The following is a 13,712-nucleotide window of genomic DNA, read 5'->3' on the forward strand; positions in this document are numbered from 1 at the left end:
AAAAATAAAACAGTATGATTAGAAAGATTTGGATTAGTTTTTTCATATCTTTACTCCAATTACACAAACATCATCCACTTGTTCGTAATTCCCTTTCCATTCGGTAAAGTGTTTGTTTAAAAAAACACTTTGCTCTTGCATAGGATAACGACTAATAGTCAAAAGCAATTCTTTAAATGGTTTGTACATAAATTTTTTACCCTTTGAACCACCAAACTGGTCGGCAAAGCCGTCGGTAAACAAATAAATGGTGTCATTTTTTTGTAGTTGTAGTTGGTGTGAGGTAAAAGGCTTTTTCTTAAAATAATTTCCAATGGGTTGACGGTCACCTTTAATTTCTATCAGCTCATTATTTCTAATGAGGTAAAGTGAATTATTAGCACCAGCATATTCTAACTGTAATGTTTTGGGATTAAAATTACAGAGCGTAATATCCATTCCATCTCTAACTTCGTTCACGCTTTTTTCAAATGTTTCTTCCACCAATAAAGATACCTTGTCGAGTATTGCAGCAGGTTTTGTAAGATTAAATTCACGAACAGCTCTGTTTAAGGCATTGTTACAAACCACACTAACCATAGCTCCAGGAACGCCATGTCCGGTACAATCGGCAGCGGCGAATAGAATTTGTTGTGGGAGTTGGGTGGTGAGAGGTGAGTTTTCACTACTCACCATACTTAATTCTTCATTATTTATTTTTTCCAACCAATAAAAATCTCCTGCAACAATATCTTTTGGAAGATAAAAAATAAAGCTTTGTGGTAAATAACTTTCAAAAGCTGATTCAGGAGGTAAAATGGCATTTTGAATACGTTTTGCATAAGTAATGCTAGAGGTAATCTCCTTGTTTTTTTCTTCAACAATGGTTTTCTGAAGTTTTATCTCGCTATTTAATTTTTTAACTCGAAAAAATATAACAAACACAAATATGACAAGAAGTACACAGATGATAATTACGAACAGTAATGTAGTAATTTTTGATTTTGCCTCAACATTAATTAATTGTTCTTTTTTTAGCGATAAATCTTTTTCGGCAATTAACTTTTCTTTTTCGGTTAATTGTATTTGCGATTCGTATTCGTTTATTTTATTAATCTTTTCTAAATTGAATATTTCGTTTTTTATTTCGTCGTTAATTTTTTTTGTTAAAAATGCATTTTTGTAATCACCTTTTTGTTCATACATAATGATCAATTGATCGTAAGCTTCGTTGAGCTCAAATATTAGGTGGTGTTTTTTCGATAGGGCTATACTTTGATTTAAAAATCGTTCGGCTGAGGTGTATTCTTTCAAATTAATATAAGCCTCGGCAATTAACATTAAAATAGTTGCCCTACTATCTGTCATGTTTTCTTCTTCGGCAAGTTTTAATGCTTTTTGGTAATTGATTATGGCATTAATATTTTTGTTGGTTTTCGAGTAGTAGTTACCAAAATTTTGGTAGAGGTAATACTTGCTGTTGTTGGTCATTTTAGTTTCGTAACCAAACAATTTGTTTAGAGTTACATAGGCAGAATCAAATAGGTTGAAACTGTTGTATGCGTGAGATAGGTTTGTTAAAACTCTTATTTGTCCATCAATATTATCTGCTTTTACATAGTAATTGTATGCGATATTCGCATACTTTATAGCATTTTCTACATCATTTATTTTTGTTCCAATTACACTTCGTAAAGAGCTGCAATAGCCAAGTTCGTTAAAGTTGTTTGTTTTTTCGTAATAGGGAATTACTGTTTGTAATATTTCAATGGCCTCATCAAATCGCGCTTTTAGGATGAGGTATTTAAGAATATTTGTTTTGACTTTGTATATCTTGTCTTTATCGGCATTTTCTGCAACCAATTTTTTTTCTAATTGAGTGTATAAATAGAACGAAGAATCAGGATTGGAGTTATAAACCAAGTCGGCTTGTTTTATTTCGGTTTCAAAATCGGTCGCCCAACATTGAAAAGAAATAGTAAGAACTAATAATGTGAAAATATTTTTTAAACCCATTTTAAATTTTTACGCCAATAATACCCTACGACAATACTTCGACGGGTTCAGTATGACATTGCTCAGGATGAACTTTACATCGTTTTCGTTCATATCTTCACTCCTATAATGCAAACATCATCCACTTGTTCGTAATCCCCTTTCCATTCGGTAAAGTGTTTGTTTAAAAAAACACTTTGCTCTTGCATAGGATAACGACTAATGGTCAAAAGTAATTCTTTAAAGGGTTTGTATTTTAATTTTTTTCCATTTTCTCCTCCAAATTGATCGGCATATCCATCAGTAAACAAATAAAGAATGTCATTTTTTTGTAGTTGTATAGTATGATGTGTAAAGGGGGTTTGTTTATAATGTAATCCCACTGGCTCACGGTGAGCAGGGTATTCAAACATTTCCTGATTTCGTACAATATAGAGTGCATTATTAGCTCCTGCAAACTGTAATTCTAGTGTAGATTTATTTAGTGAGCACAAGGCGATATCCATTCCATCTCTTACATTATCTTCGTTTTTTGAAAACTGGTTGATGATGATTTCACGAGCACGATTTAAAATTTCGGCTGGATTTACGGTATTTAATTCTTTTAAACTTCTATTTAACGCATTACTACAAACCACACTTACCAATGCACCTGGGACACCATGACCAGTACAATCTGCGGCAGCGAACAAAACAATCCCATCCCCAGCCCTTCCCGAAGGGAAGGGAGACTCTCCTCCTTTGGAGGAGACGGAAGAGGAGGACTCCATCCAATAAAAATCACCAGCTACAATGTCTTTGGGTTTGTAAAAAATAAACGAATTGGGTAGGTGACTTTCAAAATTGGTTTTTGAAGGCAAAATAGCTGTTTGAATTCGTTTTGCGTAGTTAATGGAATCGGTAATTTCTTTGTTTTTTTCTTCAACTAATATTTTTTGTAATTCAACTTGGCTTTTTTGTTCCGAAATAATTTTAGCTTGTTTAATACTTACTTTATAGCGGTTAAAAATAAAAACCGACAATAAAATAAAAATGGCTAAACCACCAAACAACATCATCTGTTGAGTTTTACCTTGCTCTATTTCTATGTTTTTAACGGCAATTTCAGCTTTTTTGGTTTCTTCAAATTGAATACTATCTGCTATTAGTTTTCTGTCATAATCCAACTGAATTCGTTGTTCAATAATTGCTTTTTGGTTGTCTTCGGTATTAATACTATCGCGTAAATACACAAACTGTTCGTAATAATCAAGTGCTTTGGTTTGCTTGTTTCCTTTTTTATAGATTTCGTACAAATTTTTGAGTGCTTTTAAAACACCACTAGCACTTTCGCCATCTTTAGATTTTTGTAAAGCAAGTAGCCCATATATTTCAGCATTATTCAAGTCTTTTTTTAACCCGTAAACCATGCTAATTTTTAATAAGGAATTAGATTGCTGTTTAAGGTCGCCACTTTGTATGCATAAATCGTAGGTTTCCTGGTAACTTTTTAAAGCCAAATCGAGCATATTAAGGTTTCGATAAACACTTCCGATGTTGTTTAAACTTATGGTTAAACCATAAATATCGTTAACCTCTTTGTGCATTACTTTGGCTTTAATAAAACATTCTAACGCTTCATTAAAATTACCATTGGTGTAATGTATTGCTCCTATGTTACCAATGGTGTAAGCTTTTCCTTTTCTGTCGTCGCATAAATCGGCATATTTTAAACTTTCGGTATAGAGGTTGATGGCCTCTTCAAATTCTCCTTGCAGTTTCATTAGTTTTCCAATGTTGTTTAACACTGTTGAAACCCCTAAATAATGGTTTACACTTTTGTAAAATTCTAATCCTCTGTTATTAAATTCTAACGATTTTTTTAAATCGCCTTTATCTTCATACACCGCCGCCATATTCGTATAGGCGGTACCTTTGTTTACAATAAAAATTTCACGTTCTCGCTCACTCAGTTTTTTCTTTAATTTTTCGTCAATAAACTTTAATGCTTGTTCACATAAGGTTATTAATGTATCAGGGTTTGTTCGGTAATAAATTTCCGATAACATTAACAACGATTGAATTTTAATGGTATCTTGTTTAGTTGTGGTGTATATTTTTGTTAACGAGTCGGCATAAGGATTTTGCTCCTCTTGTGCTAGAGCAGGAAAAATAAAAAATAAAAAAATAAGTAAAAAAGATAAGTTTTTTAACATTCCTCTAATGTAAAAAAAATCTAAATATGTTGCCCAATAATGTGCAAACATTTTTTTAATCATCACATAAATATTTTTTATATTGCATCACTTATGAATAAAAGGTTAAACATATTTTTTTGTCTGCTCTTTTCTTTCCATGTTGTATTTGCACAGCAATATTCCGAAGACGAACTAGCTGAAATTAATCAGTTTAATGCTCAAATTGCTAATAAAAACAGTGCTGATTCAACTCTTGCAAAAGCGTATTTAGGATTGGGAGAAATCCTTTATGTAGCTAATATAGACACCTTATTGTCGCTTTGTAACATTACCATAGATATTTCAAAGAAAAACTTAGCAAGAAAAAACTTATCGGCAATTGAGAAAAAACTTTTTTTAGGAACTCTTTCCGACGCGTTAAATAATGTTGGCTATGTGTATAAAACCAAAGGAAATATCAAATTAGCTTTAGAAAACTATCACAAATCGCTAAAAATCCATCAGGAAATTGGTGATAAGCCAGGTATAGCTACATCATTAAACAATATTGGCTTTGTTTACAGAAGTCAAGGCAATGTTTATTTAGCGTTAGATTACTATCAAAAATCATTAAATATTCAGGAAGAGTTGGGAGATAAAGAGGGGATGGCTTCGTTGTACAACAATATTGGTATTATCTATTACGATCAGATGGATTATGATAATGCATTGATTTACTACCAAAAATCATTGAAAAATGATATGGAAGTAAATTATGAGCGAGGAATTGCCAATACTTATAATAACATAGGGTTGATTTATTTCAAAAAAGGCAATTTAAAAGAAGCCATGAATTATTACAATAGGTCGTTAAACATTAAAGAAAAACTAAGCGATAAAATTGGGGTAGCCATAAGTTATAATCATATTGGTGAATTGTACGAAAGTCAAGATAGTTTGCAACAAGCTACTGATTATTATTATAAATCGCTTAAAATATTGGAAGAACAAGGCGATAAAAGATGGACGAGTTATGTTTTGAAAGATTTGTCGGATATAATGATGAAAATTGGCGACATTAAATTGGCTGAAGAGTATGCTCATAGAAGTTTTAAACTTTCGAAAGAACTTGGATTCCCTGCAAATATTAGCCACTCTGCTCAAACCTTGAGTAAAATAAATAAACTAAAAGGAAATTATAAGGAAGCATTAGAGCTTTTTGAACTTCATACCATGATGAAAGATAGCTTGTTAAATGATGATATTATTGGAAAAACAAAAAATCAGCAGTTAAAATATGAGTTTGAAAAAAGCCAAGCAATTAAAGATGCAGAGCATAAAAAAGATTTAGAAATTTCTGCTGAAAAGGAGCAAAAACAAAAAATGATTTCTTACGGAATTGCTTTGGTATTGCTTATCGTAATATCAATGTTAGGTATTATTTTTAATCGATTAAAAGTTACCAAAAAACAGAAACAAGTAATTGAAGAGAAAAAATTAGAAGTAGAACTTGCCAAAACTCAACTTGAGGTTAAAAATAAAGAGGTGATGGATTCGATTAATTACGCCAAACGAATTCAAGATGCGTTGCTAAAATCGGAAGAACACGAAAGCAAACATTTGCCTCCACACTTCATTTTCTTTAAGCCCAAAGATATTGTAAGTGGCGATTTTTATTGGGCTTTAGAAAAAGATAATCATTTATACTTGGCTGTTGCCGATTGTACTGGTCACGGAGTTCCTGGTGCATTTTTAACCATGTTAGGCAATTCCTTTTTAAACGAAATAAATGCGGTAGATGTACTGTTAAAACCCGCTGAAATACTAAATCTTTTACGAAAAAAAGTAATTGTTGAGCTTAATCAAACGGGTAAAGAAGGAGAAACCACAGATGGTATGGATATTTCGCTTATTCGATTAAACTTACGAACTAAAGAACTGCAATGGGCAGGAGCCAACAATCCGCTTTACATCATTAAAAACGATAATTTAGTTGAGATTAAACCCGATAAACAACCCATTGGTTACAATTACAAAATGACCGATTTTACCAACCACGAAGTTGAAACCACCGAAGGAGATTACATTTTTATTTTTACCGATGGCTTTGCCGACCAGTTTGGCGGTCCGAAAGGCAAAAAGTACAAGTATAATACTTTAAAAGAAAAATTGTTAAGCGTTTATACAAAACCTTTGCACGAGCAAAAACAATTGTTTGCGAATGAATTTGAGCAATGGAAAGGGAATCTGCAACAAGTGGATGATGTGTGTATTATTGGGCTGAGAATATAATGTTGGAAAAGCATTGTTTATTAGCTTCAAAAATTTTGTATTTTAGCCAAAAATTGAATCGAATAATTTTTAAAATTGAATTGATGAAAAAAGTTATATTATATCCTACAGTTGTTGTACTATTTGTGACATTAATCTCATTTGTAAGTAAAATAGGTGTAAAACCAAGCGTTTTAGAAATGAGTGGTTATGTGCTTAAAGACGAAAAAAAGATTGAAGGTGCTTTAGTAAAACTTTATCAGAACAATACTATTGTAAACAAAACGCTTACTAAAAGTAATGCTAGGTTTAAGTTTTTGTTGTTTAGCGATAATGAATACATGATTGAAGTAAGTAAAGAAGGAATGATGGACGAACGTGTTTACATCAACACTAAAAATACTGGCGATTTAGACGACAAATACTATTTTGAATTTATTGTTGATTTAATTGATGCTGATAAATATAAAAATGTAGATGCATCAGTGTTGGACTTTCCCACAGCTATTATTAAATACGATGCTGGTGAAGATGAATACGTACATGATAAAGGATATACCATGCAAGTTCGTAACGACATGAAAAAAATGAACGAACAGCTCAACAAAAAGAAATAAAAAAAAAAGAGGAATAAAAAAAGTCCAGCAATTTTGCTGGACTTTTTTTTTACTTATATAAACCTTAAAACTATTGTTTTTCAACGTTTATTGCAGAAGGACCTTTTTGAGTATCTTCAACATCATAAGTTACTAGATCATCTTCTTTTAAATATGTACTTGTTCCTGATTTGTGAACAAATAAATCTTTTCCACCATCGTCTGGAACTATGAATCCAAATCCTTTTTGATCATTAAAAAATTTTACTTTACCTGTAGCCATTGTTATTTATTGTTTATTAATATTATGGTAAATGTAACATTTATAATTGGTTAATCACTTAATTTTCTAATTATTATCCCTTTTCATTAAAATCAAGTTGTAATTTTTATCGGTTTCGTTCATTATATCTTACTAACTTTGGCAAATAACGTATTCAAATTATACAACTAAAAATGCCTTTTAAAAAGCTATTGCCCATCCTTCAAGAAAACATTGCCCAATTGGGTTTTACTGATGCTACACCTTTCCAGAAACTAATCATTCCAAAAATTAAAGGCGGAACTAATTTGTTTTGTATTGCACCAAAAGGAAGTGGAAAATCTACCGCATTGGCATTGGTAGTTATTCAACGACTAAATGGAACCATGCTCGACGATGTTCCTAGGGCGTTGATTTATGTGAAAGATAGGCAAGCAGCTCTTGAGTTAGAAGCGGTGTTTAAAACGTTTTTAAAAGATACTGATTTAAGAATTTATTCGGCTTACGAAGAACCAAAAATTAGTAACCAGCGCGACGATATTTATGCCGGAATGGACATTGTAATAGCTACTCCAAAGCGTTTAAGCAAGTTGTATTACATGAATGGAATAAATTTGGGCAGGTTACAACTTTTGATTGTTGAAGATGCAGAGTTTATTTTTGATAATAGCGGACACACTGATGTAGATAGAATTACAGAGAGTTTAAATAAATGTCAGTATTTGGTGTTTAACGACAAGTTTTCCGACCGAATGGAACGATTACAGGGCTTGTTTATGGAAAATGCCCAGATTATTGAGATGAAATAGATGTATCCTTATCACAATAAAATAAAACAACGTATTAAACAAAAAGAGTTGGTGCGTTACGAATACGTGGAGAAGTATAAAAACATATCGCCATGTTTAGTATTGTATTTTAACACCGAACCTAAAATACGTCCCATACGAGAACACCGATTTAAAGAATACGAAGAGTTGTTTAAAACGTTGTAACATCAATTACCAATCGTCTTTCTTTTTGCTTGCAATTTCAAACAAATCGCTAAAAGTAATGTTGTAAATGGAGTTTGGTTTTTTCAAAAAACCAGGACGATATTCCGTATTTTCTTTGGTTAAAAAATTATATTCAAAGGTTTGTTCCTCGCCTTTTTTAAGAATTTCGCCATCGCCAACCAATATGATGTTGCTAAAAATAACACGGTATTTTTTATCTTTTAATTCAATGCGTACCAAGCCTTTAAAAGCGGTTTTGTTAACTATAGCAGGTACACCGGCAACTCCAGTTTTGGTTTCATCAACATGCTGAGCTTTTAATTTGCAAAACAAAGTGTCAGCAACAGTTTCGGTGCTCCAAAACAAGCCAGACTCCTTAAAATAGTTAATTACGTCTTGTTTGCTTTTAGTGGTTTCATACACTTTTTTCCAGCTTAAGGCATTTTCTGCCAAATAAAAGTTTTCATTTTCCGATTGTGCTTGAATTGAAATAGAAGTTATGAGTGAAAAGGCAATAAGTAAGTATTTCATAATGTTGGTTTTTAACAAAAATAATAAAATTAACCCTGCAAGTGCTTTGATAAACTGAAAAAATTGCAGTTTTGATTAACAATTTTTAACAAAAAATCGGACAAAATTTCAAGTGTTTTTCTATGGTATTTTGTTTGATGTAATGGAGTTAAGTTGAACCAAAATCGATTAGTTATGAAAAGAATTTTTAAACCAGGAGACAGGGTGCAACTAAGAGGTGGAGGCCCTGTAATGATAGTACAAAGGTATGCAAAGGACTACAATGTATGGCTAGGATGGTATGAGAGTGATGTGATAGTAGAATGTACATGGTTAGATGGAAAAAGATACCATAGAGAAAAATATCATCAAAATTTTTTGGTGAAATTACCATCAAGAGATATTTTTTATCACAATAAAAAAGGTGTTAGTCAAAGGAAGGAATTAAAAAGACAATAATTGTAGTATGACTTATAAAAATGAAAAAGTAAGCTTATTAGAAAATTATGCTAACTTTAATGTAGCATTATGAATTCTGTCTTTTTTATTAAAACAGGTATGAAAAAAGTTTTACTTTTTATTGTCTACATTTTTTTGTTTGTTTTAAACAGTAAAACACAGGTTAATTTAGTGCCCAATCCAAGTTTTGAGCAATTATCGCAATGCCCGACATTTCTTTCTCAATTGGAATATGCGACACCTTGGTTTCAACCCTATACTGACAGTAATGGTGTACAACAATCGAGTACAGACCTTTTTTCTTCATGTTGTGCTGGATTTTGTGGATTAATTAATAGTAGTGGAACTCAACTCCCAAGAACGGGGAATACTTATGCTGGTGCATATTATTATATTAATATTGGTACAGCACGTGAATTTATAGAAGTTAAATTAAATAATTCCTTATCGGTTAATAAATCATATTGTGTGAATTTTTATGTTAATTTACGAGATAAAAGTAGATATGCGACTAGTAATTTTGGTGTTTATTTTTCTGAAGATAGTTGTCTTGCCCCTCTTCCTCCTAATCTTATTCCTTATATTCCTCAAATAGAAAATCCTTATAATAATGTTATAACAGATAAGATTAACTGGGTTCCTATTGAGTTGGAATATCTCGCACAAGGAGGAGAAAATTTTATTACTATAGGAGGATTTAAACCAGATAGTTTATCAAATGTTATAATTGTCGATAATTCATCACAATTACTTGCCTACTACTACATCGACGATGTAAGTGTAATAGATATTAGTACACCAGCTTATGCAGGAGTTGATACTAACATAGCTTTGGGCGATAGCGTATTTATTGGTAGGCAACCTGAAATTGGCTTAAACGATGATTGTGTTTGGTATGTAAACGGTAACCCCATTGATACCGTTGCAGGGTTGTGGGTTCAACCAGATAGCACCACCACCTATATTTTAGAACAAACCATTTGTGGTTATATTACTTATGATACGGTAACGGTAACTGTTTTACCAACAGGGATAGATTCATATTCAAATAAAAATGCCCAATTTGAGGTGTTCCCTAATCCAGCCAATAATACTTTTACAATCAAATCTCAGGAATCTATAATAGCTGTTTTTAAGTTGATAGATTTAACGGGTAAAGAGATTTTAAAACAAAATATTACTACAAATATTACCCAAATTGATATTCAAGCCTTACCCAAAGGTATTTACTTTTATCAGATCACTAATAAAAAAGAGCAGTACTCGGGTAAGTTGGTGGTTCAATAAATATTCAGTCAAATTTTTAAATGAAAAATCCCGAACATTAAAACATTCGGGATTAAACTTTAAATGTGATAGGTGGAAGCCCATTCACAAGTTTTTTCGATAAAAAAAGCCCCAACGGACTGTTGAGGCTTGAGTACTCGGAGCGGGACTTGAACCCGCACGTCCTTACGAACACAGGATTTTAAGTCCGGCGTGTCTACCAATTCCACCATCCGAGCATCGTCTTTTTTAAAAAAGAAGAAGAGCGAGAGACGGGGTTCGAACCCGCGACCTCGACCTTGGCAAGGTCGCGCTCTACCAGCTGAGCTACTCTCGCTTAAAAATCTTTATTAAGCTTCGTCGAAAAAATTCGACACAATTTAGTTAAGAACATTCCTTGTTTTAAAAGGAGTGTGCAAAAGTATATATTTTTTTAATTCTGCAAAATTTTTTTGAATTTTTTACTCGAGTTTTTTCGAGCATAAAACGTTGTTTGCTGTTAAACTGATGGTTAGCTATTTAATCAGGTGGGTTAACTCTGCAATTCGTTGTTGCAAGTGCCTTTGTTTTACTGGTTCAAGTATGGTTTTACCATAATTGGTTTGATAAACGTGTCGTTTCAAAAATGGTATTTCAATTTTAAGCCATTCTACATCATCAATTTTTTTATTGCGTAAAAAACCCAATTCTTGTTGTAATAATGCTGAGTTGTTAAAGTGTTTTTCGGTTCCGAGGTTATATAAGTCGGCATCTACCAAGGTTTTTTCGAGTAACGTATTTGCTGGGGCATCCAATTTTGTAGCTAAAATACAGCTGGTAACTGTAATTATTATTTCAGTATTAAAATGTTGTTTTCTTAAAAAACCAGCAGCATAATCGGCAGAATATAGCTCGTGGTTATGCATGTTTTCTAGGTAGCCAATATCATGGAACCAAGCAGCAATTTGTAGTGTTTTAAATTCCGATTCGGTAATGTTTAAGTTGGTACTTAGTGTTTTTACAGCTTCTACCACATCATAGGTATGGTTTATGTTGTGGTAAAGCAAATGCACCGACGATTTATCAAAAACATCGTTTACATGATCCTCAATAATATTTAATATGTCCGATTTTATAAGCATTAACTAACATTTGTAGTGTAATAAATTTAAGAAGAAAAATCCATTAAACATTTCACTATTCTATCTTTTTCGTTAATGTCTTTTACAATTACTACTTCTTTAAACCCTATTAATTCAAACAATGCTTTCACTTTATCCCCCAATTTTTCATGTATTTCTACATATAACTTGCCATGGTTGGTTAAATGCTTTTTAGCAAATTCAGCAATGGCTTTATAAAAAATAAGTGGATTGTTATCTTCAACAAACAAGGCTAAATGGGGCTCGAAATCGGTAACATTTTTATCCATTTCGTTCATATCCTTTAGCGGTATATAAGGTGGGTTGCTAACAATTAAGTCGTAGTTAGTTTTTAATTGTTTAGTGGTAAGAATATCAATTTCTTGAAAATGAATGGCTACATCATTTAAAAGGGCATTATTTTTTGCTGTTTCTAATGCTTGTATAGAAACATCAAAAGCACTAACAGAAGCATTCGGTCTGTTTTTTTTAAACGCAATTGCTATACAACCCGAACCAGTTCCAATGTCTAAAATAGATGCATTTTCGTTGTTGTTTTCATCTAAAATGAGCTGAACCAACTCTTCAGTTTCTGGTCGTGGAATTAATGTGTGTTCGTTTACTTTAAAAGGTAAGCCATAAAATTCCCACTCGCCCAAAATATAAGCTAAGGGTTTGTGTTTTTTTAAATCTTTTACGATGTAAATTATTTTTAATAATTCCGACTCAGAAAAAAGCCTGTTTGAACCCAATAAAACATCCTTTTTACGAATTTCAAATGTTTTGTCCAATACAATATACAGCATACTGTTTATTTCCTGTTCAGGGAAATAATCGATTAATTCAGTTTTAAAAAAACGAATTACTGCTTGTAAAGTATTGTCAGAAATTTTCACGTTTAGACTAAAAGGTCAAGATTACAAATTAAACACTTAATTTTTTGTTATTAACAATTCAAAATCTATTGGTCAGATTTTTGATTGAGAAAAACATAATTGTTAAATTGGCTCTTTTAAAAGTAAAACTATGAAGTATTTAAAAATTGTGGTTGTTGGGTTCTTGCTATTTTTTGCAAATCAACAATCGTTTGCCCAAGATGTAGTTGTTGGTGATGAATCGGCAATTAATGTTGCAAAAGCTGAAGAATTTTACAACAGCGGTATTGAAAAGTTTAATGCTAAAGATTTGAGCGGTGCTATTGCCGATTTTGACGAAGCCATTGCATTAGTGCCAACTTTCGAAAAAGCACTGTTTAACAGAGGTTCTGTAAAGTTTCAAATTAAAGATTATGCAGGTGCAATTCTTGATTTAAATACCGTTATTCAAATTAATCCAGCTTATGTTGGCTCTTACTTTTTAAAAGCAAGGTCTCATTATGAAAGAAATGAAAAAGAGCAAGCCTTAGAAAATTTTACCAAAGAAATTGAAATTGACAATACCAACGCTGAAGCTTATTATTATCGAGGAGGTTTGTATTTTCTACATGAAAAATACACCGAAGCAATAAGCGATTACGATAACGCGATTAAAAATAAACCAACTTACGCATACGCATTTAACGATAGGGGAAGTGCAAAACGACAAACCAATGATATTACTGGTGCAATTCAAGATTATAAAAAAGCAGTAACCATTGATAGTAAATTGTACTTTGCTTACAATAACTTAGGAAGTGCATTGCGTATAAATAAACAGTACGACGAAGCAATTAAAAATTACACCAAAGCAATTGAGCTGAAGAATGATTATTATATTGCTTATAACAATAGAGGCTATGCAAAACACGAAAAAGGCGATTACAAAGCAGCCATTGAGGATTTTAATGATGCTATTCGATTAAAAGCCAGTTATGCTCAGGCATACAACAATAGAGCCGCTTCTAAATATAAACTAGAAGATTTTAAAGGTACTGTTGAAGATTGTAACAAAGCCATTTTATTGCAAGACGATTTTGGTCCAGCTTACTTAAACAGAGGAATAGCTAATGAAATGTTGCGTAAAGAAGACCAAGCATGTGAAGATTGGAATAAAGCTGCCTCGTTAGGCTTAAAAAATGGAAAAACTTTTTCGCAAGAAAGTTGTAATTAATAACCACCACCTTT

Annotated in this window: 13 protein-coding genes and 2 tRNA genes; 7 read left to right on the forward strand and 8 right to left on the reverse strand. The window is 32.1% G+C overall.

Translation table 11 applies throughout. The features are described 5' to 3' along the window. Window positions 1–42: 42 nt before the first annotated feature. Window positions 43–1,995, reverse strand: coding sequence for a SpoIIE family protein phosphatase (locus tag H6589_02135; protein MCB9173384.1), 1,953 nt, complete (start codon window positions 1,993–1,995; stop codon window positions 43–45). 89 nt (window positions 1,996–2,084) lie between these two features. Next, window positions 2,085–4,232, reverse strand: coding sequence for a tetratricopeptide repeat protein (locus tag H6589_02140; GenBank protein MCB9173385.1), 2,148 nt, complete (start codon window positions 4,230–4,232; stop codon window positions 2,085–2,087). A 30-nt stretch (window positions 4,233–4,262) separates the two neighbouring features. On the opposite strand from H6589_02140, the gene H6589_02145 reads away from it, so the two are divergent. Together H6589_02145 and H6589_02150 are read left to right on the forward strand one after the other, a co-directional pair. After that, window positions 4,263–6,422 carry a tetratricopeptide repeat protein gene (locus H6589_02145; protein MCB9173386.1) on the forward strand — a complete coding sequence of 720 codons (2,160 nt, stop codon included), beginning with the start codon at window positions 4,263–4,265 and terminating at the stop codon, window positions 6,420–6,422. A gap of 83 nt (window positions 6,423–6,505) precedes the next feature. Continuing rightward, window positions 6,506–7,018: a hypothetical protein gene (locus tag H6589_02150; protein ID MCB9173387.1), complete on the forward strand. Its 513-nt coding sequence runs from the start codon at window positions 6,506–6,508 to the stop codon at window positions 7,016–7,018. 70 nt (window positions 7,019–7,088) lie between these two features. Here H6589_02150 and H6589_02155 read toward each other — a convergent pair whose 3' ends face one another. Continuing rightward, window positions 7,089–7,280, reverse strand: a complete 192-nt coding sequence (locus H6589_02155) for a cold-shock protein (GenBank protein MCB9173388.1) — start codon at window positions 7,278–7,280, stop codon at window positions 7,089–7,091. 173 nt (window positions 7,281–7,453) lie between these two features. On the opposite strand from H6589_02155, the gene H6589_02160 reads away from it, so the two are divergent. Beyond that, entirely contained in the window at window positions 7,454–8,068 is a 615-nt protein-coding gene (locus H6589_02160; protein ID MCB9173389.1) for a DEAD/DEAH box helicase, read from the forward strand. Then, entirely contained in the window at window positions 8,069–8,254 is a 186-nt protein-coding gene (locus H6589_02165) for a hypothetical protein (protein MCB9173390.1), read from the forward strand. 6 nt (window positions 8,255–8,260) lie between these two features. On the opposite strand, the gene H6589_02170 is transcribed toward H6589_02165, so the two are convergent. Then, on the reverse strand, window positions 8,261–8,785 hold the full coding sequence (locus H6589_02170; GenBank protein ID MCB9173391.1) for a hypothetical protein: 525 nt from the start codon (window positions 8,783–8,785) through the stop codon (window positions 8,261–8,263). 174 nt (window positions 8,786–8,959) lie between these two features. Here H6589_02170 and H6589_02175 point away from each other — a divergent pair, with 174 nt between their 5' ends. Together H6589_02175 and H6589_02180 are read left to right on the forward strand one after the other, a co-directional pair. Beyond that, window positions 8,960–9,223, forward strand: coding sequence for a DUF2158 domain-containing protein (locus tag H6589_02175; protein ID MCB9173392.1), 264 nt, complete (start codon window positions 8,960–8,962; stop codon window positions 9,221–9,223). 99 nt (window positions 9,224–9,322) lie between these two features. Continuing rightward, on the forward strand, window positions 9,323–10,510 hold the full coding sequence (locus H6589_02180) for a T9SS type A sorting domain-containing protein (GenBank protein MCB9173393.1): 1,188 nt from the start codon (window positions 9,323–9,325) through the stop codon (window positions 10,508–10,510). Between the two features lie 134 nt (window positions 10,511–10,644). On the opposite strand, the gene H6589_02185 is transcribed toward H6589_02180, so the two are convergent. From H6589_02185 to prmC, 4 genes are all read right to left on the reverse strand, one after another. Continuing rightward, window positions 10,645–10,728: transfer RNA gene (locus H6589_02185), tRNA-Leu, on the reverse strand. Between the two features lie 25 nt (window positions 10,729–10,753). Then, a tRNA-Gly gene (locus H6589_02190) sits at window positions 10,754–10,826 on the reverse strand. A 178-nt stretch (window positions 10,827–11,004) separates the two neighbouring features. Then, window positions 11,005–11,610 carry a hypothetical protein gene (locus H6589_02195; protein ID MCB9173394.1) on the reverse strand — a complete coding sequence of 202 codons (606 nt, stop codon included), beginning with the start codon at window positions 11,608–11,610 and terminating at the stop codon, window positions 11,005–11,007. A 26-nt stretch (window positions 11,611–11,636) separates the two neighbouring features. Next, entirely contained in the window at window positions 11,637–12,506 is an 870-nt protein-coding gene (gene prmC / locus H6589_02200; GenBank protein MCB9173395.1) for a peptide chain release factor N(5)-glutamine methyltransferase, read from the reverse strand. Window positions 12,507–12,636: 130 nt separating this feature from the next. Between prmC and H6589_02205 the strand changes: the two genes are divergently transcribed. After that, entirely contained in the window at window positions 12,637–13,698 is a 1,062-nt protein-coding gene (locus tag H6589_02205; GenBank protein MCB9173396.1) for a tetratricopeptide repeat protein, read from the forward strand. The last annotated feature ends 14 nt before the right edge of the window (window positions 13,699–13,712 follow it).

Source organism: Flavobacteriales bacterium, assembly GCA_020635795.1.
Classification (GTDB): domain Bacteria; phylum Bacteroidota; class Bacteroidia; order Flavobacteriales_E; family Vicingaceae; genus Vicingus.